This is a genomic window from Lactobacillus porci, assembly GCF_009695985.1.
In the GTDB taxonomy this organism is placed as follows: Bacteria; Bacillota; Bacilli; order Lactobacillales; family Lactobacillaceae; genus Lactobacillus; species Lactobacillus absianus.
On record NZ_VUMX01000003.1, the window covers coordinates 91,049 to 110,672 of the forward strand.

At 53.2% G+C, this 19,624-nt stretch carries 17 protein-coding genes and 1 pseudogene; 2 read left to right on the forward strand and 16 right to left on the reverse strand.

Translation table 11 applies throughout. From position 1 onward, the window contains the following. Positions 1-26 precede the first annotated feature (26 nt). From recG to FYJ62_RS02030, 3 genes are read right to left on the reverse strand one after another with little or no spacing between them, the layout of a single operon-like run. Positions 27-2,066 (reverse strand): ATP-dependent DNA helicase RecG, encoded by a 2,040-nt coding sequence (gene recG / locus FYJ62_RS02020; RefSeq protein ID WP_154547240.1) that lies wholly within the window; start codon positions 2,064-2,066, stop codon positions 27-29. Further along, entirely contained in the window at positions 2,066-3,730 is a 1,665-nt protein-coding gene (locus FYJ62_RS02025; protein WP_154547242.1) for a DAK2 domain-containing protein, read from the reverse strand. The genes recG and FYJ62_RS02025 overlap by 1 nt, the downstream gene beginning before the upstream one ends. 20 nt (positions 3,731-3,750) lie before the next feature. Continuing rightward, positions 3,751-4,113, reverse strand: a complete 363-nt coding sequence (locus tag FYJ62_RS02030) for an Asp23/Gls24 family envelope stress response protein (RefSeq protein WP_154547244.1) — start codon at positions 4,111-4,113, stop codon at positions 3,751-3,753. A 186-nt stretch (positions 4,114-4,299) separates the two neighbouring features. Here FYJ62_RS02030 and rpmB point away from each other — a divergent pair, with 186 nt between their 5' ends. Further along, the gene (gene rpmB / locus FYJ62_RS02035; RefSeq protein ID WP_154547246.1) at positions 4,300-4,485 is read left to right on the forward strand and encodes a 50S ribosomal protein L28; all 186 of its coding nucleotides are present in this window, start codon (positions 4,300-4,302) and stop codon (positions 4,483-4,485) included. Positions 4,486-4,655: 170 nt separating this feature from the next. Here the strand turns inward: rpmB and FYJ62_RS02040 are convergent, their stop codons facing one another. From FYJ62_RS02040 to gmk, 11 genes are all read right to left on the reverse strand, one after another. Then, the gene (locus tag FYJ62_RS02040) at positions 4,656-6,035 is read right to left on the reverse strand and encodes an ATP-binding cassette domain-containing protein (protein WP_456073117.1); all 1,380 of its coding nucleotides are present in this window, start codon (positions 6,033-6,035) and stop codon (positions 4,656-4,658) included. A 36-nt stretch (positions 6,036-6,071) separates the two neighbouring features. Continuing rightward, complete coding sequence (locus FYJ62_RS11100) at positions 6,072-6,227, reverse strand: hypothetical protein (protein WP_456073118.1); 156 nt, start codon at positions 6,225-6,227, stop codon at positions 6,072-6,074. Between the two features lie 153 nt (positions 6,228-6,380). Further along, the gene (locus FYJ62_RS02045; protein WP_154547248.1) at positions 6,381-7,067 is read right to left on the reverse strand and encodes a thiamine diphosphokinase; all 687 of its coding nucleotides are present in this window, start codon (positions 7,065-7,067) and stop codon (positions 6,381-6,383) included. Positions 7,068-7,076: 9 nt separating this feature from the next. Next, positions 7,077-7,970, reverse strand: a complete 894-nt coding sequence (rsgA, locus tag FYJ62_RS02050) for a ribosome small subunit-dependent GTPase A (protein WP_154547250.1) — start codon at positions 7,968-7,970, stop codon at positions 7,077-7,079. Then, a complete protein-coding gene (gene pknB / locus FYJ62_RS02055; RefSeq protein ID WP_326831974.1) occupies positions 7,971-9,995 on the reverse strand; it encodes a Stk1 family PASTA domain-containing Ser/Thr kinase in 2,025 nt (674 codons plus the stop codon). It lies immediately after the preceding gene. Next, positions 9,985-10,740: a Stp1/IreP family PP2C-type Ser/Thr phosphatase gene (locus FYJ62_RS02060; protein WP_154547254.1), complete on the reverse strand. Its 756-nt coding sequence runs from the start codon at positions 10,738-10,740 to the stop codon at positions 9,985-9,987. Before FYJ62_RS02060 ends, pknB begins: the two co-directional genes overlap by 11 nt. A 5-nt stretch (positions 10,741-10,745) precedes the next feature. Continuing rightward, complete coding sequence (gene rsmB, locus FYJ62_RS02065) at positions 10,746-12,071, reverse strand: 16S rRNA (cytosine(967)-C(5))-methyltransferase RsmB (RefSeq protein ID WP_154547256.1); 1,326 nt, start codon at positions 12,069-12,071, stop codon at positions 10,746-10,748. Further along, entirely contained in the window at positions 12,055-13,011 is a 957-nt protein-coding gene (fmt, locus tag FYJ62_RS02070) for a methionyl-tRNA formyltransferase (RefSeq protein ID WP_206988383.1), read from the reverse strand. The genes rsmB and fmt overlap by 17 nt, the downstream gene beginning before the upstream one ends. An 18-nt stretch (positions 13,012-13,029) precedes the next feature. Further along, positions 13,030-15,417, reverse strand: coding sequence for a primosomal protein N' (gene priA, locus FYJ62_RS02075; RefSeq protein WP_154547258.1), 2,388 nt, complete (start codon positions 15,415-15,417; stop codon positions 13,030-13,032). A gap of 61 nt (positions 15,418-15,478) precedes the next feature. Continuing rightward, positions 15,479-15,700 carry a DNA-directed RNA polymerase subunit omega gene (rpoZ, locus tag FYJ62_RS02080; RefSeq protein WP_154547260.1) on the reverse strand — a complete coding sequence of 74 codons (222 nt, stop codon included), beginning with the start codon at positions 15,698-15,700 and terminating at the stop codon, positions 15,479-15,481. Between the two features lies 1 nt (position 15,701). Further along, positions 15,702-16,316, reverse strand: a complete 615-nt coding sequence (gene gmk, locus FYJ62_RS02085) for a guanylate kinase (protein ID WP_154547262.1) — start codon at positions 16,314-16,316, stop codon at positions 15,702-15,704. A 343-nt stretch (positions 16,317-16,659) separates the two neighbouring features. On the opposite strand from gmk, the gene FYJ62_RS02090 reads away from it, so the two are divergent. Further along, on the forward strand, positions 16,660-16,965 hold the full coding sequence (locus tag FYJ62_RS02090; protein ID WP_154547264.1) for a hypothetical protein: 306 nt from the start codon (positions 16,660-16,662) through the stop codon (positions 16,963-16,965). Positions 16,966-17,062: 97 nt separating this feature from the next. Here the strand turns inward: FYJ62_RS02090 and FYJ62_RS02095 are convergent. Both FYJ62_RS02095 and FYJ62_RS02100 read right to left on the reverse strand, forming a co-directional pair. Beyond that, positions 17,063-18,675 (reverse strand): annotated as a pseudogene (locus FYJ62_RS02095) (peptide ABC transporter substrate-binding protein). A 266-nt stretch (positions 18,676-18,941) separates the two neighbouring features. Next, positions 18,942-19,624: transposase (locus tag FYJ62_RS02100; RefSeq protein ID WP_195837370.1), on the reverse strand; the 683-nt coding region annotated here is incomplete at its 5' end.

Genomic DNA, 19,624 nt, shown 5'->3' on the forward strand with positions numbered 1-19,624 from the left:
GATTCTGTACTCTTTTCCATTTGTGTCTAGGCTCTGGCCTGTACAAGTCTATTATAGTCTAACACCCGCTTCAGGTCAGCCAATTCATCTCCGGCCAGGTCCGGATCGCTGGCGACGATCTCACTGGCCACTTCCTTGGCTGCGACCAGGGTCTTGTAGTCGGTCACGGCATTGCCGACCTTGAATTCCGGCAGACCAGACTGGGCCTTGCCAAAAAGGTCGCCTTCCCCCCGCATCTTCAAGTCTTCTTCAGCCAATTTGAAGCCGTTAGTCGTTGCCGCCACGATCTGCATCCGCTGCTTGCCCGCGGCCGTCTTCGGGTCTGCCAAAAAGACGCAGTAGCTCTGGGTCTGTCCCCGGCCGATCCGGCCGCGCAGCTGGTGCAACTGGCTGAGGCCAAAGCGGTCCGCGTCAAAAATGACCATCATGTTGGCATTGGCCACGTCTACCCCGACTTCAATGACGCTGGTGGCTACCAGAATGTCGATCTGCCCTGCCGAGAACTGGGACATGATCTCTTCCTTTTCTTCCCCGCTCATCTGTCCGTGGAGGAGGACGACATGCTGGCCCGGAAAATCATGGGCCAGCTTCTTGTACAATTCCTCCGCGTTCTCCAAGTCAATCGTTGCTGATTCGGAAATCAAGGGCGTGACGGCATAGATCTGGAAGCCCCGGGCCAGCTGCTCGCGCATCAGGGCGTAGACCTGGTCCATTTCCGAACTGGTCTTCCAGCTGGAAATGATCGGCTTTCTCCCTGCCGGCAGGTGGCGGATCTCAGACAGGTCCATGTCCCCATAGACCGTCAGGGCCAAAGTCCGCGGAATTGGCGTCGCGGTCATGGCCAGCAGGTCCGGGTGATCTCCCTTGTTCAGCAGGGCCAGGCGCTGTGCCACGCCAAAGCGGTGCTGCTCGTCGATTATGACCAAGCCCAGCTTCTTGAAGGCCACCTTGTCCTGAATCAAGGCATGGGTCCCGATCACGCAGTTGATGGTCCCATCGGCCAGCTCCTTGTAGATCTCCCGCCGCTCCATGGCCTTGGTTGACCCAGTCAAAAGGGCGACTCTGACCCCAAAGGGACGCAGGAGGTCGTCAATCTTCTTGAAGTGCTGGCTGGCCAGAATTTCCGTTGGCACCATCAAGGCTGCCTGATAGCCAGCCGTAATAGCCCCGTAGATCGCGAACACGGCCACGATCGTCTTCCCGGACCCTACATCCCCTTGGAGCAGGCGATGCATTTGCCGGTCAACGAACATATCAGCAAAAATTTCATTGATCACCTGCTTCTGGTCCGCTGACAGCTCAAACGGGAGCGACTTGGTCAAAGCCGCAATCTCTTTCAGGTCGTACTTCTTGGCCTGACCCTTGTGCTGACGGTTGCTGCTGGCCAATAAGGCCATCTGCATCTGGAAGATGAAGAATTCGCGAAAGACCGCGCTGCGCCGGGCCGCCTTGGCTTGTGCCGGACTCTTGGGGTGGTGCATCCCCTCAACCAATTCCTGGTCACTCATGAGCTGGTACTTCTTCCTGAGCCAGTCAGGAACGGCATTGCCGATCTGGCTGCCATATTCTGCAATTGCCTCATCAATCAGGCTCTGCAGCTTCTTTTGCTTGATATGGCGGTTGACCGAATAAACCGGGGCCATTCCGTCATCGCCGTGACTTTTGGCGACCAGCTTGTAAGCTGACAGGCTTTGCTTGGCCAGGTTGTACTTGCCGTAGATGGCGACTTTCTGGCCGATCTCCAGCTGCTTGGTCAGCCATGGCTGATTAAAAAAATTGACCATGATAATATCATGATCAATTCTCATCTTGAAGCTCACCCGGCTCTTGTGATAGCCAAAAAAGTTCTGGTATGGGGCGGTGGCGACGATCCCCTTCAGCATGACCTTCTGGCCGTCCATCAGCTGGTCCAGCGGCAGGCTGGCCAATTCGTCATAACGGTAAGGGAAATAGAAGAGCAGGTCATAGATGCTGCAGATGCCTAGCGTGCGCAGGCCTTCCCCCGTCTTGACCCCGACGCCCTTCAAATCAGTTGCCGGACTGAATGCTGCTTCATTTATTGTCATTATTCTACTGAGACCAAGAAATTGTAGACTGGCTGGCCGCCGTCGTGCACTTCAAACTCGTAGTCGTCGTCCGGGTGCTTGGCTTCCAAGGCATCCAAGATCTTTTCAGCCTGCTCTTGGCTGGCATCGCTGCCGTACATCACGGTGATGATCTCGGAATCTTCGTCAAGCATCTTCTCAGTCATGGCTACAGTAGCGGCGATGACGTCCGGGTTGTCGACCTCAATGGTCCCGTCAACGATCCCGATGTAGTCGTCCTTATGGATCTCAACGTCGTTGATGACCGTGTCCCGGGTTGCCCGGGTAACTTCACCGGACTTGACTGAGTCAAGCTCGTCAGTCATGGCTTCCACGTTTTCATCAACGCTGGCGTCCGGGTTGAAGGCCAGCATCGCGGTCAAGCCTTGTTGGATGGTCTTGCTTGGCACGATGCCAACCGGAATTTCGGCCACTTCAGCCGCCTGCTTGGCGGACATGATGATGTTCCCGTTGTTTGGCAGGATGATAGCCTTCTTGGCGCCTGACTTGGTAATGGCATCAATGATGTCTTGCGTTGACGGGTTCATGGTTTGACCACCAGAGATGATCCGGTTGACCCCTTCGCTTTCAAACAGCTGCCGGACCCCATTGCCGGATGCCACCGCGATCACGGCAAAGTCAACGGCTTCTTGCTGCTCTTCTTCATGACCGACGATGGTCTCGTGCTGAATGCGCATGTTGTCGATCTTGATCTTGCCCAGTTGGCCGAATTGTGCCCCGTACAGGAAGACTTCGCCTGGGTGTTCAGTGTGGACGTGAACTTTGGCGATTTCACCATCTGAAACGGCCAGCAGGGAGTCACCCAGCTGGGACAGGTGCTGACGGAATTCTTCCAGGTCAAATGGCTTCTTGTCAGGCACGTCGGCCTTCAAGTCAACCATGATTTCGGTACAGTAGCCGTTGGCGATGTCCTGGGTAGCCAGCTGCCCTTGAACTGACTGGTGGTGGGTCGCGTTGATCAAGGCGCTCATGTCATCGGCGTCTGGAACGTACTTGTCGTCAAAGTTTTCGCCGAGCAGCCCTTCCAGGAAGCCTTCATAGATGAAGACCAGCCCTTGGCCGCCGGAGTCAACCACGCCAACCTGCTTCAAAACCGGAAGCAGGTCTGGCGTCGTCTTCAAGGCCTTCTTGGCCCCTTCAACAACTGCTTTCATGACCTCTTCCACGTCGCTGGTTTCGTTTGCCTTGTTGGCCCCTTCTTGGGCACCCACTCTGGCAACCGTTAAAATCGTGCCTTCAACGGGCTTCATGACAGCTTTGTAGGCAGTAGCTACACCGTTGCTGAAGGCATTTGCCAGTTCCTGGGCGTTCAAGGTATCCATGCCTTGCGTTGCCTTGTAGAAGCCGCGGAACAGCTGGGAAGTAATTACGCCGCTGTTGCCGCGGGCTCCCATCAGCATCCCTCTGGCCAGACTTTCGGTCAAGTCGCTGACCTTGTCGCTGGTATTTTCGGAAACGGCCTTAGCGCCGCTTTCCATGGTTAAGTTCATGTTGGTACCAGTGTCACCGTCAGGAACTGGGAAAACATTTAGATCATTGACGAATTGCACGTTCTTGCTCATGCGGTGGGATGCAATCCGGACCATGTCTCTAAATTCTTTACTGCTAATTTCACTTAAAACCAATCTCAAATCCTCCGCTTAGCCTAGTCATCAAGAACCTTGACGCCTTGAACGATCACGTTGACCGCCTTGGTGTCGATTCCCAGCTGGCTTCTTAAGTTATATTTGACACTGTCTTGTACATTACGACTTACTTCTGAAATTTTCAAGCCATAGCCGACAATAATGTAAACATCGACCGTAACTTGATTTTCCGTGGACTTGACTACAACGCCACGCTTGTAGTTTGCCCGGCTCAAGATGCTGCTTACGCCATCTCTAAGAGCATTCTTTGATGCCATTCCGACAACGCCATAGTTAGACGTAGCTGCACCACCAACAACAGTTGCAATTACACCGTTTGAAATATCAATCAAACCATACTTTGTTTTGATTTTAACAGCCATGTTCATCCTCCGTCTTTTCATCCAATATACATATTTATTTTAACATAACCTTGGATAAAGCCAGCATTTTCCCTCTCATTTTTCCAGAAAATGGCGAAATACTTTTTTCAAAAAGGCGTTGAAATGCCCCAAAGTTTATGGTAAGGTTATAAAGTATGAGAACACAAGTAAAGGAGGTTTAGCAGCATGGCAAAAGATTTCGTAACCGGTAAGAAGACCACTTTTGGTAACAGACGTTCACACGCCTTGAACTCAACTCGTCGTTCTTGGAAGCCAAACCTTCAAAAAGTTCGCATTCTTGTTAACGGCAAGCCTAAGCGCGTTTGGGTTTCAACCAAGACTTTGAAGTCCGGTAAAGTTACCCGTGTCTAATCGACAGAAAAGCCCGTCAGATCAATGATCTGGCGGGTTTTATTTTGCTCCAGCATGTGCATTAAAGTGATTTGTGCATCAGTTTCGCTGAAAAAATAAGCCTCACTTCGTTTGAAATGAGGCTTATTTTTGTTATTGAAAGCTTCTTGAGTGGTCGCGTACTTTTGGCTTTATTCTTCATCCAGCTTGACGACCCGGTCAAACATGGCCCTTTCTTCATCTGAAATCTTGTGGGCTACCTCAATTACGGTCCCAGGAAAGTTTTGCAGAATGGTTTGGTGAATCTGGCTGGACAGGCGTGGATCCAGAGCTGACGTTGCCTCATCCGCGAGCAAGACCGGCCGCTTGGCCAAGAGCGCACGGGCAATCTCTAAGCGCTGCCCTTGCCCGCCTGAGAGCTTCTCGCCATTTTTGCCAACCTGGTAGTCCAGTCCCTTTTCCTGCACCAGACTGCCCAAGCCAGCCTTTTGGCAGACCGCCAGCAAATCCTCACGGCTGGCCTTTCTGCCTAAGGCAATATTGTACTCAATCGTATCATCGAGAATGTATGGCTTCTGCTGGACAAAAGCAAAGTATTCATGAGCCTCATTCCAGCCGCCCGCCAATTTCTGGCCATTGATTTCGTATTCCCCGCTGGCCAGCGGAATCCGGCCGACCAGCACGTTCAGCAGGGTTGACTTGCCCCAGCCGGATGGCGCTTCAAGCAGGACCTTCTCGCCCCGCTTGACTTTTAAGTCCAGACCGTTAAGCAGACGGCGCTTGCCAAGCTGCACGGCCGCGTCATCCAGTTCCAGCTCCTTGAAGGCCCTCTTCGTAGCTGGCGTTTTCTGGCAATCATAATTGGCCACTTTGGCAAACTTTTCCCAAATTGGACTGCTGGTCTTAATGTCATTGACTGAAGCAAAAATGCCAACGATTGGGTTGATAAAGTTGTTGGCCAGCTGGGTAATCATCATGAAAGTCCCCAAGCTGACCTGCTTCTGGGTCACAAAGTAGATCCCAATGCTTAATGGCAGGCCCAGGCTGCAAATATAGGCAAAAGAGGTGATCAGCTCGGTCGTGATCAGCTGCGCCCGGTTCATCTTGGCCAAGGCCCTCTCCATTCGCTGGCTGTAGTGCAGAATTCTGGAAAAAATACTATCTTCAACGTCATACAGCCGGGCAAAAGAGGCAAAGCTGATAGTGTCAGCCATGGCTTCCGTATACCTGCTGTTCTCCTGCTCCCAATCCTTTGAGGCCGCTTCAATTTTTGGCCCAAACAGGTTCTGCAGAATCCCGGGTGCCAATGAGGCCGCAAAGAAGATCAAGGACAAGTACCAAGAAGCCGCAATTCCTGCCGCAAAAGCCGCGACGAACTGCAAGCCGTTGAAGACGATCTCCAGTTCAGCTTCCACCCGGTGGCTCTCGACCTGCTTTAAGTCATTGGTCATGAATGACAGGTCAAGCTTGGGATCAGCATTTTCTGAATACAATAGGTACCTGCTGGCCCGCCGCTTGATCTCCAGGTTGACCTCTTTGATGATCTCCGCCTTCAAGATCTGGTAGACCAAGGCCAAGACCGCGAAGAGCAGAATGCCGGCGACGGCTTACACGGTCATCTCAAGCAGACTGCCTTGCGGATTTTGGGCAAAGTTGACGAACTGCTGGAACATATAAGCGATAAACACCGCCTGCAAGGCCTTCGCCGCCGCGAAAATGATAAAAGCAAGCATTTTCCACTTGCTGGCATACTTTAATGTCATATTTTTCCTCCGTACACTGGGACTCATTCATTTAAGTATTCAAATATGTTTCTTATCATACGGCATAAATTGAATCTGTTCAATCTTGTTTTTTCTTAACAAAAAAGTCCCGCTTTTCAGCGAGACTTAAGTGAATTCGGTTATTCTTTGCCCTCAAACTTGGTCAAAGCGGATCAAGTCCTTGGAATATACGACCGCCACTGACCCGGAAGCCAGCGAAAGCTTAAAATCAGCTTTTCCCGGCAAAAATTCGTTGGAGGTAAATGAGCGCAGGTAGTCCCCGTCATACGGCGCCAATTCATACAAGGCATCCTTGATCGTCAGCTGGCGGACCGGGGTCAGGCAGGTCACGCCAAAATAAGCGTAGTCCCCTTCCTGCGGAATCGCGTAGCTGCCCGCGTTGCGGTAGATGATCAGATTCTGCTTGTCTTCCAGGCTGACCTGGTTGGCATAGGGACGCAGATTCGGATTCAAAATGTCAAAGAGATTGATCAATGAATGGTCCATCCGGCCGCCCGTCGCTCCATAAAGCTTGAGCCGGTCAAGCTGATAGTCTTCAAAGGCAATCCCCAGCATGAGCTCGGAATCAGTCCAATCCTTTTTGGGCACTGAGTAGCGGATATCAGGCACCACGTCCTCGACCCAGCTCAATTCATGCGGCTTAAGCGAATCAAAATCCCCTACCGCCAAATCCGGCGCCAGGCCCATCTCCAGCATAAACAAGGCACCCCGGTCAACGCCAACCAAGAGCTGACCTGCTGCCTTTGCCGCGGCCAGCCGTTCTTTCAAGTCAGCGGGCCAGTTTTCCTTCGGCCCGCCCAATAAAGCGCAAGCATCCATTTGTTATTCCTACTTCAAGTATTCTGGAATCCGGCCTTCAGAAATTTCCGTCCGCATGGCCAGATAGTCATCATAGCGGCTCTGCGCGATTTCTCCGGCTTCCAGGGCTTCCTTGACGGCACATTTGGGCTCCTTCAAGTGCTGGCAGCCGCGGAACTTGCATCCCCCGGCCAGCCGCTTGAACTCGGCAAAATACCCACAAAGCTCGTTCAGCTTGATCGGGGTCAGGTCAATGGCCGAAAAGCCTGGCGTGTCAGCCAAAAAGCCCGCTCCCAATTTAAACAGCTCAACTCTTCTGGTCGTGTGCCGCCCCCGGTTCAGGCTGGTCGAAATCGCCCCCGTCGCCTGGTTGGCGTCAGCCTTGATAAAGTTGAGCAGGGTGCTCTTCCCTGCCCCGGACTGGCCAGCCAAAGTCCAGATCCGTTCCTGGCCAATTGCCCCAGGCAGCTCTTCTGCCAGAACGTCCCGGCTCAAATAGACCGGATAGCCGATCTTTTGGTAGTAGGCCAGCTGGTCCTTGATTTCAGCCAGCCGGTCTACTTGGACCAAGTCGCTCTTTGACAGATAGATTGCGACATCAACCCCCTGCCAGGCAAAAAAGGTCAAGAAGCGATCCAGCAGCTGGAGCGAGAAGTCTGGCTCCACGGCTGAAATTACCAGCAGCACGTGGTCGACATTGGCCACGGCTGGCCGCCCAATCCGGTTCTTTCTGGGCATGATCTCCACCAGATAGGCCAAGCCCTGGTCATCCAGCTTAATCTTGACCCGGTCGCCGACCTGGGGCTTTTCTTTTGTCTTGCGAAAGACGCCCCGAGCTCTGGTTCGGACCAGGCCAGCTGAAGTCTCTACGTCGTAATAGCCGGCAATCAGTGAAATGACCGTGCCTTCTGCTAGTTCCGTCATTTAATCCCCGCTTTCATCTGCCGCAACGGTTTCATCAACGACCGTGTCGTCATCGCGCATGATCTTGATCTTCCCGTCACCCTTGGTCACGTTGAAGGTGATCGTGAAGTCCGTGTCCTTGGTAATGTACTGGTCACGGTAGATATTGCCCAGACTGTGATCGTCGTCTTGAATGTAGATGCGGATGTGGTTGCCTCGACTTGAAGACGAGGAGGCCGATGAAGAATCATCATTATCCTCGTCGCTTGCGCTGCTTGCCGGAGCTTTGTAAGCCACGGAGAAGGTCTTCTTGACCGTCTTGTTCTTCTCGCCCTCTGAAACGGTAACCGCCAGGCTGTCGCCTTCCTTCATGCTGCTGCCGGCATCTGGATCAGTGGAAATGATCTTGCCGCTGGCCACCGAATCTGAATAGTCTTTCGTGACCTTCAAAGCCAAGCCCTTGGCCTTGGCGTAGTCCTGCGCCTCTTTCAAAGACTTGCCCGTCAGGTCAGCCAGCTTGAAGCTGGCCTTGCTGGAGGAACTGGCCGTTGGCCGGCTCTCCTCCTGGTCAAAACCCGCCGAAACGATCAAGGTGATCGCCTGCTTCTTGGCGTCAATCTTGCTGCCAGCCTTGACGCTTTGCGACATGACCAGACCGGCATAGTATTCGTTTGACGGGGCTTCCTTGACCTTGACCTTGAAGCCGAGCTTGGTCAGCTTCTGTTTGGCCGCGTTCACGTAAGTCCCCTCAACGTCAGGCACCTTGGTCAAGACCGGGCCCTTGGAGATGACCAGACTGACCTTGTGCCCCCGGCTGACCGGACTGTCAGCTGGCGGCGTGGTCGAGATGACCTTGCCCTTCTTGACTTCGCTTGAATTCTTTTTAACGACTGAGCCGATTACCAGCCCGGACCCCTGCAGGGAAGCCTTGGCTGCCACTTCACTCATGTTCGTCACGTTAGGCACGCGCACGTTGTTGTGGCCGACCGAAAGAACCATGAAGAGCAGGATGGCAAAGACCGGGAAGATTGACCCGATCCACCACCACTTGTACTTCTTCATGTTGGCCAAAAGCGAATGCTTCTGCTTCTTTGGCTCCTGCTGCTCTCTGGACGCTGCTTCCTGCTTGGCCGCCTGCATGACCTTGCCGTTGAAGGCAGGCAAGATCTTGGTCTTGTCGTCATTATTGTGGCTCGGCCGGAAGAGCGGCTCATTGAGGCGGCTTGGATCCAGACTGGTGTCCAGATCGGCCTTCATCTCGTCAACTGAGGCATAGCGATCCCGCGGATCCTTGGCCGTCGCCTTTAAGACGACATTTTCCAAGGCTTGGGGAATGTCCTTGTTTTGCTTGCGCAAAGAAGGGATCTCGTCTTCCGCGTGTTTCAAGGCAATGACCACTGGCGTTTCACCATTGAACGGCACCTGCCCGGTCAACAGCTCATATAAGATGATCCCTAAAGAATAAATATCTGACTGTTTAGTCACCATTCCCCCGCGGGTCTGTTCTGGCGACATATAGTGGACTGAGCCCAGGACCGAATTAGTCTGCGTAATCGTCGTTTGGTTGAGGGCTACGGCGATCCCAAAGTCGGCAATCTTGATGTTGCCATTTTCATCCATCAAGATGTTCTGCGGCTTGAGGTCCCGGTGGATGACCCCGTGCTTGTGGGCCAAGGACATGGCCGAGAGAATCTGGTCCATGATCTTGATCACCTTGGGCAACGGAATTGGCGTATTGTCCTGGATGTATTCCTTCAAATCCGGACCTTTGACGTATTCCATCACCATGTAGGGCAAGCCGTGGTCGGAGCCCACATCAAACACTGACACGATGTTGGGATGGCTCAATTCGCTGGTGGCCAGCGCTTCTCTTTCAAAGCGGGCCGTCACCTGCGAATCCTTCTGCAAGTCCAGGCGGATGATTTTGACGGCAACCTGTCTTTTCAGGATAATGTCGTCAGCCAAGTAGACGTTGGCCATCCCGCCTTCACCCAAAGTATCAACGATGCGGTATCGATCTCCAAGCAGATAACCCTTATTGATCACTCGCACCATCCTCCTCATTTTGTACAAGGCATACGGTAATGTTGTCTCCGCCGCCCAAGCGGTTTGCTTCGTTGATCAGCTTGTTGCAGCGGTCTTTCAAAGACAGCCCCTTGGTGGCCAGAATCTGCTGGATCAGCGGATCTGACAAGGAATTGGTCAGGCCATCGGTGCACAGCAGGAAAATGTCGCCATCCTTCATGTCAAGCTCATTGTATTCTGGATCAATGGTGCTGGACACGCCCAAGGCTTGGGTAATGATGTTCTTCTGCGGGTGGTTCTTGGCCTGCTCCTTGGTGATTTGGCCCATCTTGACCAATTCATTGACCAAAGAGTGGTCCTCCGTCACCTGGATGAACTCGCCTTCTGAGTAAGAGTAGGCACGGGAGTCGCCCAGGTGGGCAATCAAGACGTCCTGGTCAAAAAAGATGGCCAAGACGATGGTCGTCCCCATTCCATTCAGGTCCGGGAAGCGGTCAGCGGCCTTTAGGATGGTCTCGTTTTCCGACCGCAGCTGGACGTCCAGCCACATTCTGGCCATTTTCTTGTCATGGAGATCAGTGGTCAGGAAGTTGTGGCCCAAATGGCTGACTGCCATGGTTGAGGCCACGTCCCCGCCTTGATGGCCGCCCATCCCGTCGCAGACGACGGCCATGGTCACGCCGGCTTGATTTTCAAAAATCTGGACAAAGTCCTGGTTGCTCTTTCTAACTCTACCAATGCTTGATGCAAATGCCGTCTTAATCAAAAGTACTAACCTCTAGTCGTAAACTTGGCAATAAAGAATCCGTCGCTGTGATAAGTATCCGGCAGGATCTTCAGCATCCCGCTCTGACTGGCGACCTTCTCCGTGGCAAAAGGCTTCAGCTCAAAGTCCGGGTGCGTTTCCAAAAAGGCGCGCACGTTGTCCTCGTTCTCTTCAACTGAAATGGAGCAGGTTGAATAAACCAGCTCCCCGCCCTGCTTCAGCAATGGAGCCACGTGATCCAAAATTGCCAATTGAATCTTCGCTAAATTTTTCAGATCTGCCATGCTCTTAGTATACCTGATTTCCGGCTTGCGGCGCAAAAGTCCCAAACCCGAGCATGGTGCATCTATCAATATCTTATCAAATTGCCCGGCGGAAAAATACTCCCCGGCCTTTCTGGCATCAGCCGCCTTGGTGGAAACCTGGCCGGCGACATGCATTCTGGCGGCATTTTGGCGAACCAGGCCCAGCTTGTTCTCGTGAATGTCCAGGGCCGTCACCTGCCCGTCCGGCACTTGCTCGGCCATCTGGATGGTCTTGCCGCCAGGGGCTGAGCAGGCATCCAGCACCTGGTCGTCAGGCTTAAAGTCAAAGGCTTTCGCGACCAGACTGGCCGCCTCGTCTTGCACGGTCAGCAAACCTTCCTTAAAGAAAGCACTCTGAACGATCCCCCCGCGGCTGAGCGCATATGAGCCAGCGGTCAGACTGGACGGCTGCGGGTCAAAGCCAGCCTCCTGCAAGCCTTTGACCACGCTGCCTTCAGAGGCCAGGGCAGAAATGCGCACGTCGTTTTTGGCCGGCTCATTCAGGCTGGCCATGATCTTCTTGGCTCGGTTCTGACCCCAATTGTCAAAGAAATAAGTCACCAGCCATTCAGGCATGGAATACTTGACGCTGGAATAGCGCGGCTCATCCCCTTGATCCGGCAAAAGCTCGCCCCGCCTTTGCAAGGAGCGCAGCACCCCGTTGACCAAGCGGTAGCCGCCGGAGTTGCGGCGGCCAAATTCCTTGGCCAGCTTGTTGGCTTCGTCCAGGACGGCTCGGGTTGGCACCTTGTCCAGGAAGAAGATCTGGTAGGCCGACATCAAAAGCAGGGGCTTAAGATAGCTTTCCTTGAGCTTGCCCTTGACCAGGTCTTTTAACTGGTATTCCAAATACAGCTGGTACTGGATGGTCCCGTAGACCAGCTTGGTGGCCAGGTTCTGGTCTTCTCTAGCCAGCTTGGCCTCCTTCAAGGCATGGTTGAGGCTGATATTTGAATATGAGCCCTGTTTGATGACCTTGATCAAGGTGGCCAGGGCCACTGAACGGGCACTAGTCTTTGTCTTCATCGACAATCCTTTCTCCTGGCACGAACTTCTTGCCCTGGCCGTTCAAGAAGTCCTTGATCTTCATGGCCTTCTTGCCAGTCGGCTGCACTTCCAGCAGGTTCAAGACCGTGTTGTCGGCAAAGCTGATGGCAAAGCGGCCTGAGTTGGTCAACAGACACCCGGCCGGCAGGCTGGAGTTGTCTGAGGCGACTTCAGCCCGCCAGACCTTCAAGCGCTGCCCTTTGACCAGCAAGTATGCGCCTGGATCCGGGTTCAGGGCTCTGACCAGGTTCTTGGCTTCTTCAGCCGTCATTGAGGTCAGGATTCTTTCCTCAGCCTTGCTGATGGTTGGGGAGAAGACGACCTGGTCTGGGTCTTGCGGCTGCTTTTGGCAGCTGCCGTCGGCAATTTTCGGCAAAGTCTCCAGCAAGAGCTGGCTGCCCAGCGGCGCCAATTTCTCAAAGACCGTGCCCGCCGTATCCTCTTCGCTGATTGGCAGGGTGGCTTGGGCGTACATGTCGCCGGCATCCATTTCCTTGACCATTTCCATGATGGTCACCCCGGTCTCCTTGTCCCCGTTCCTGAGGGCGTACTGGATTGGAGCGCCGCCGCGGTATTTAGGCAAAAGCGACCCGTGCACGTTGACGGCCGCGATCTTGGCGGTCTTCAGAAAGCGGCTTGGCAGAAACTGGCCAAAAGCCGCCGTCACGATAAAGTCCGGGCAAATGTTCATCAAGACCTCGTCCAATTCCTCTGAACGGGACAGGCGGGGCGGCTGGTAAAGCGGCAGCCCGTGCTTTAAGGCCAGGTCCTTGACTGGGGAATAAACGATCTTCTGCTTGCGGCCAACCTTCTTGTCCGGCTGGGTGACAACGGCCTTGACGTCATAGCCTGCTTTGACCAGGCCTTCCAAGACCGTGGCGCCGAATTGCGGCGTCCCTAAGAAAATTACTGAGTTCACTTTGATTATTTTCTCCTTTTACATGATTCTTTCCGGTTCACTGTCAATGTCAACCGTTAAACCATATTTTTTGATCTCCTGCGCGTCGTCTTGAATTTGATGCAGGAGCGCGTTCAAGCGCGGCTCTCTTTTATATTTTACCAGTATTTGGTAATAATACTGATTTTTTACCCGACTAATTGCCGCCGGAGCCGGCCCAAGGATGATCGTGGGCGCTTTAAGCTGCGCCTGCAGGCGGCGCTTGATCTTAAAGGACTCCCTGGCGGCATTCTGTTCATTTTTGGAAGCAATGGAGATCAGCGCCGTGTAGAAGTAAGGCGGATAGTTGCCCGCGTGGCGCATCTGCATCTCCTTGCGGTAAAAAAGCTCATAGTCCTGCTTTTGCGCCAGGCTGATGGCATAGTGGTCCGGGTTGTAGGTCTGGATCATGACCTCCCCATCCTTCTCGGCCCGCCCAGCCCGGCCGGCAACCTGGGTCAGCAGCTCAAAGGTCTTCTCTGAAGCATTGTAGTCAGGCAACCACAATCCGGTATCGGCATTGATGACCCCGACCAAAGTGACGTTGGGAAAGTCCAGCCCCTTGGCGATCATCTGCGTCCCCAACAGGATATCCGCTTTCCCATTGCCAAAGGCATCCAGAATTTTTTCATAGCTGCCCTTGCGCCGGGTGGTATCCACATCCATGCGCAAGACGCGGGCCTGGGGGAAGAGGGCCGCCAATTCTTCCTGCACCTTCTGGGTGCCCGTCCCCAAAAAGCGGATCTGGCGGCTGCGGCAATTTGGACACAGCTCCGGCACTGGCTCGGCGTGCCCGCAGTAGTGGCACTGCATCATGCCCGTATCCTTGTGCATGGTCAAGGACAAGTCGCAGTTCGGACACTTTAAGACAAAACCGCAATCCCGGCAGAGCATGAAGTTGGCAAAGCCGCGGCGGTTCAAGAGCAGGATGACCTGCTCTTTCTTGGCCAGACGCTCGCCAATCGCCGAAGTCAGCTTGACCGAAAGGTCAAACTGACTGCCGGCAAACTGAACGTGCTTAAGGTCAACCAAGTCGACCTTGGGCAAGGGCTGGCGGTTGGCCCGCTTCTTCAGGGTCAAAAGCCGGTAGACCCCCTTTTGGGCCCGGGCGCGGGTGCCCAAAGCCGGCGTGGCACTTCCCAAGACCACGGGGCAGTGGTGGTACTTGCCCCGCCAAATCGCCACCTTGCGGGCATCGTAGCGGGGATTGCTGTCCTGCTTGTAAGAAGCTTCATGTTCTTCATCAATGACGATCAAGCCCAAGTTGGCTATCGGGGCAAAAACGGCGCTGCGGGCGCCAACGACCATCCGGGCTTCTCCCCGGCGAATCCGGCGCCATTCGTCGTACTTCTCCCCTTCTGAAAGGCCGGAGTGCAGCACTGCCACCTGATCGCCAAAACGGGCTTGGACCTGCTTGACCATCTGGGGGGTCAGGGAGATTTCCGGCACCAGCATCAAAGCGTTGCGGCTATTTTCCAGGGCCTTGCTGATGGCGTGGAGGTAGACCTCCGTCTTCCCGCTGCCGGTCACGCCTTCCAGCAAGAAAGTCTCGCTCTTTTTTCGCGCGATATCGGCACTGATTGCTTGATAGGCCTGCTCCTGCTCATCGTTTAACGGAAGCGGGCGCTTGTTTTTCAGTGGCTTGGCCACTTGCGGCTTGCGGTAGACTTCGGCCTGCTGCTTCTCCAGCCACCCCTTCTTGACGGCCGCATTCAGGCTGCTGGCCGCCAAGCCCAGTTTTTCCAGGTCAGCCTGCTTCTTCGGGTAGGAAGCCCGGTCTTCCAGCAGGTCCGTCAGCAAGAGCCGCTGCTTGGCCGCGTTGGCCCGCAGGCCGTCCAGGATGGATTGGTACTCCGCTGACGGCAATTTGGCGCTATAGACGGCGACCGTCTTCTTCTTGGCCTTGTTTTCAACCAGGTATTCAATCCTGGCATCCCCGTTTTTCAAGAGCTGGCGGGCCAAGGCCAGGTCTTTGGGCGTCTTCAGCTCATTGACCTCCAAGGGGTCGCCTTGAAACATCAAGAGCTCCTTGGCCCGCTCGCTGGCCGGCACCAGGAGCTTGCGGTAGCCCGCCCGCATGACGCCCGGCAGCATGGCCTTCAAGATGCTGATCCGGTAGGCAAAAATATCCTGGGCCAGGTCGCTGGACAGCTGGACCAGTTCCGGAGTCAGCGGTGCCAGCTCGTCCAAGACCAAGAGCAGGTCCTTGAGCTGGCCGGGATAGTCCGTCCGGTCGGTCAAGCCAACGATGAAGCCCTGCACCTTCCGCCGGCCAAAGGGCACGACCACCCGGTCGCCAATGCTGACTTCAAGGCTGGCGGGCACGTGATATTCAAAGACGCGGTCGGTCTGCTTGGCCGCCACGTCGACGATGACTTGTGCGATCATTTTCTCACCTTTCGCGCTACAGAAAAAAAGAGCGGGCTGGACGTCCGCTCTAATTTAAGGATTATTCTTCAGGATCACCGTGGTGATCTGGGTCAACCGTCACCTTGCCGGCAGCAATTTCTTCCAAAGCCTGGCCAACTGGCTTCAGGTTGTGGTAGTTGTCCAAAGCGCCAGGCTTGCCGGCTTCAAGTTCATGGGCTCTCTTAGCGGCCAAGACTGACAGTGAGTATCTTGAGTCAATCTGGTCCAACAGCTTGTCAATTGATGGATAGGTAATGCGCATTTTAGTCCTCCTGTACCATTCTCCGATAGTCATCGATCACGCGTTTCACGCTGACGTGTTCGGCGTCAACAATGGCTTTGATGTGGGCCACGGCATTGGCGACCGTGTCGTTGACAACCGCGTAGTCATAGTCCTGCATCACCAGAATTTCCTTGCGGGCCTGGGCAATCCGGCCCCGGATCACTTCTTCTGATTCAGTGCCCCGGTGCTCCAAGCGATCGCGCAAAGTGTGCAAATCTGGCGGCGTCAAGAAAATAAAGACGCCATCTGGCATTTGTTCGCGAACCTTTCTGGCCCCGTTGACGTCGATTTCCAGCAAGACGTCCTTGCCTTGGGCCAGCATCTTCTTGACCGGACCCAAAGGGGTGCCATACAGGTTGCCGACATATTCATTATATTCCAAAAGCTGGTTGTCTTGAACCGCCTGCTGGAACTGCTCTCTGCTGACGAAGTAGTAGTCTTTGCCGTCAACTTCGCCTTCGCGTGGCTTGCGCGTGGTCATTGAGACTGAATATTCAAAAGGGAAAACCTTGTGTTCAACGATTGCACTTTTGACAGTGCCTTTGCCAACACCAGACGGTCCTGACAAAACCAACAATAATCCTTTATCTGCCATGATAGCTCCTTTTTTGACTAATAATTCTATCTTGGACCATATCACAGGTCAGGTCAAGTAATTAACTGAAAAAAGTCATTCCCTGGCCTGATCTGGGCCACTAATGGCTTTTGCAGATATTATAATTCAGCCCGCCCTAGCCGGCAGCAGCGATTTTCAGAATTTTTTCGAACAAATTTTCGCTTTTCACTTGCTTTCGTAAACGCGTGTTCGTATAATACTAACTGTAAAGATTGAACGGACGTTCGCGAACTTTCTCTTCGGCCAATCTGCAGCTAGCTATCAACAGCAATTCAACTGATTATTTACGATTTACCAATCTTCGAAAAGGGGTTTTACCAATATGACTCAATTTGCATCACTGGCTCAACAAGCCGTCAAGCCGTTTAAGAATGCCTTTCACTACCTGTTTGGCTACGACCTTGACCGTCTGCGCATTCTGCCAGACAGCATGGACGAGAACATTGCCAACCTCCAGCAGGCTTTCCTGCACCGGGAATATGCCCTGATTACGTTTGACAACGGGGACGTCCAGGTGGGCCAGATTACCAAGCGCATCTCATCCAGCCGTTTCGTCCTGCGCGACGCCGACAACAAGATCTTCTACCTGATCGACGTCAACCACATTCTGACCGTCGAGCTACCCTAGAACTGGAGTTCTGGTGCTGTGATTTGAGATACATAAAAAGCTTCTAGAAGTTTTTTCACTTCTGGAAGCCTTTTTTATTCGTTAAAATCTTTTTTTGTTATTTCACGTAAGCATACTTGAACTGCCAGCCACCCAAGTTGTCGTTGTAGACCGCGTGGATGTCCTTTCTGATCAGCCAGGCCGTGCTCATGTAGTACAAAGGCGTGATCCCTTCATCCTTCATCAAGATGCCTTCAGCCTTTTGCAGGTCACTGATCCGCTGGCTGCTGGATGCGGTGGTCTTGGAAGCGGCAATTAAAGCATCGTACTGGCTGCTCTTCCACTTCCCGTAGTTGCGGGTGTTGCCGCTGGTCAGCAGGTCCAGGAAGGAAATCGGGTCAGTAAAGTCGGCGATCCAGGTTGAAACCATGATGTCGAACTTGCCGGCTTCCCGCCGGGCCATCCGCGTCTTGAACGGAACCGTCACCGTGTCGACGTGGATGCCAGGCAAAGTCTGCTCCAGCTGGCTTTGCAAGGCTTCAACCGTCTTCTTGCCGGAGTCGGTGTCATCGGCCAGGATGCTGACCGAGATCTTGCTGGTCCCTAGTTCCGCCAATCCCTGCTTGAAGTACTTCTTGGCCAGCTTTTTATCATACTTGTTGTAGACCGTGCTGGACTTGGCCACCCCGCTGACGTAGTCCTTGCCGTTTACGTAGAGCAGGTCAGCCGTCGTAAAGGTCTTGGCCGGCTGGTTGTTGCCGCCTAAAGTTGAGCACAGGCCGGTCCGGTCAATGGCCAGGGAAATGGCCTTTCTGATGTTGGCGTTGGCCAGGTTCTTGTCCTTTTGCAGGTTGTACTGCAGGTAGGCCGTCCCACCGCTGTTGATCAGGGTAAAGGCCGAGTTGTTTTTCAGCTGCTTGGTCTGGGAAGAGTCAAGCGACAAAGCGTCTAACCGGTTGGACTGGTAAAGGTTGTAGGCCGTTGACGGCGTCTTCTGCACGCTCCAGCTGATCTTGGAGACTTTCACGTTCTTCTTGTCCCAGTAGTACTTGTTCTTGACCATCTTCCAGGACAGGTTGGACCCCGTCCAGCCCTTTTGCACGAAAGGCCCATTGTAGAGCATGTACTTTGAGGCCGTCCCGTACTTGTCCCCATACTTCTTGACCGTCTTTTCCGATTGCGGGAAAAAGAGGGCAAAGGACATCAGGTGCTTGAAGTAAGGAATCCGCCGGTCCAGGCTGACGACCAGCTTGTAGTCCCCGTCCGCCTTGACGCCCAAGGCACTGACCGGCTTCTTGCCCGCCGTCACGGCCGCCGCGTTCTTGATGCCTTCAAACAGGTAGGCATATTCAGATGCCGTCTTGGGATCGCAGGTTCGGCGCCAGGAGTAAACAAAGTCCCTGGCCGTGACCGGACTGCCGTCACTCCACTTGGACTTGCGCAGGTAGAAGGTGTAGGTCTTCCCATCTTTGGACACGGTGCTCTTGGTGGCCAAGGCCGGCATCAGCTTCCCCTTCTTCCCCGTCCGGTACAAGCCTTCCATTGTGTTGCGCAGCTGGTCAAAGCTGACCGTATCTGAGGCCTTGGACATGTCAATGGTGGATATTTCCGCCCCCGTTGACCAGGAAAAGCTGTCCTTCTTCGCCGTGCTGGCGGACTTGCTTCCGCAGCCCCCAGCAGAATTGCTGACAAAGCGCCAATGGCGCCAACTGCTAACTTTGAATAGCGCATTTTTGTTCCCTCTTTCACCTAGTGCCCGCTAAGCAGGCAGTCATTTAACTAGTCAATTTTGCTATGCTCCTCTTTTCTTGATTAAAATAATCTTAGAGCGAATTTAAATAAATGTCAACGCTTGCAAGAAACTAGGAAAGTGATTCCTGCTAATTCAAGCAATTATTGATCTTTGGCTTTACTATTTGATTAATTTGCCGGACTCTGCTTTTCTTTTTTATTAAAAAATGGTTCAGTATAAAAACTTGTGTAAACGGCTGTGAGATTTAGGATGCCTTTCGGGATATTTCCATTAATCGCAGAAAGAAGTATTCATCATCTGGATACCCATAACCCTTACGTCTCTCAGTCTTGATCTTATTGTTGATACCCTCAAGTTTGCCAGTTGATATCCCGTATTTGGCGAACGTGTAGATCCCTCTCAAATGGTTATTTAAGAGACGCGCAAACCAAATAAAGTGGCTATTCTCAGTTGCCTTGCAGATGTCTATGATCTCTTCAAGTCTAACGCACATTTCCACTTCGTCATGTGAATTGTATGCTTGGTCTAGCAGGTCTTTAACGAGATCTATTGTGAAGAAGAGCTTGTTTTCTTCCAATAGCTCGTCATACCATGCTTCATTACCGCCATAAGCCTTTATTTCTGGTGTATTGAATATTTCACCAGCAGTAGACACTAGCTTGCCTTGACGGGCATCCTCGTCCTTCTGAACTAATGTGGACCTCTTAGACATCAAGATGTAACGTGAGTTCTTAAGCAACTTAGCAGCCTCTGGAGAGCCTTCTTCAGCCAGCCGTCTTTGTTCATCCTTTCTGATCTCAGAAACCACTTTATCGTTGAAATTCTTGATAATGTGGAAGCGATCATAGACGATGTCTAGCTTGGGATAGCGCCCTTTAAAAGCTTCTTCGAAGTCTGAATTCATGTCGCAAGCCACCGCCTCAACTT

Bases quoted from the DNA above. Each gene is read 5' to 3' on its own strand.
- recG (WP_154547240.1), bottom strand. From the start codon at position 2,066: ATGACAATAAATGAAGCAGCATTCAGTCCGGCAACTGATTTGAAGGGC.
- FYJ62_RS02030 (WP_154547244.1), bottom strand. From the start codon at position 4,113: ATGGCTGTTAAAATCAAAACAAAGTATGGTTTGATTGATATTTCAAAC.
- rpmB (WP_154547246.1), top strand. From the start codon at position 4,300: ATGGCAAAAGATTTCGTAACCGGTAAGAAGACCACTTTTGGTAACAGA.
- FYJ62_RS11100 (WP_456073118.1), bottom strand. From the start codon at position 6,227: ATGACATTAAAGTATGCCAGCAAGTGGAAAATGCTTGCTTTTATCATT.
- FYJ62_RS02045 (WP_154547248.1), bottom strand. From the start codon at position 7,067: ATGGATGCTTGCGCTTTATTGGGCGGGCCGAAGGAAAACTGGCCCGCT.
- rsgA (WP_154547250.1), bottom strand. From the start codon at position 7,970: ATGACGGAACTAGCAGAAGGCACGGTCATTTCACTGATTGCCGGCTAT.
- rsmB (WP_154547256.1), bottom strand. From the start codon at position 12,071: ATGAAGACAAAGACTAGTGCCCGTTCAGTGGCCCTGGCCACCTTGATC.
- priA (WP_154547258.1), bottom strand. From the start codon at position 15,417: ATGATCGCACAAGTCATCGTCGACGTGGCGGCCAAGCAGACCGACCGC.
- rpoZ (WP_154547260.1), bottom strand. From the start codon at position 15,700: ATGCGCATTACCTATCCATCAATTGACAAGCTGTTGGACCAGATTGAC.
- gmk (WP_154547262.1), bottom strand. From the start codon at position 16,316: ATGGCAGATAAAGGATTATTGTTGGTTTTGTCAGGACCGTCTGGTGTT.
- FYJ62_RS02090 (WP_154547264.1), top strand. From the start codon at position 16,660: ATGACTCAATTTGCATCACTGGCTCAACAAGCCGTCAAGCCGTTTAAG.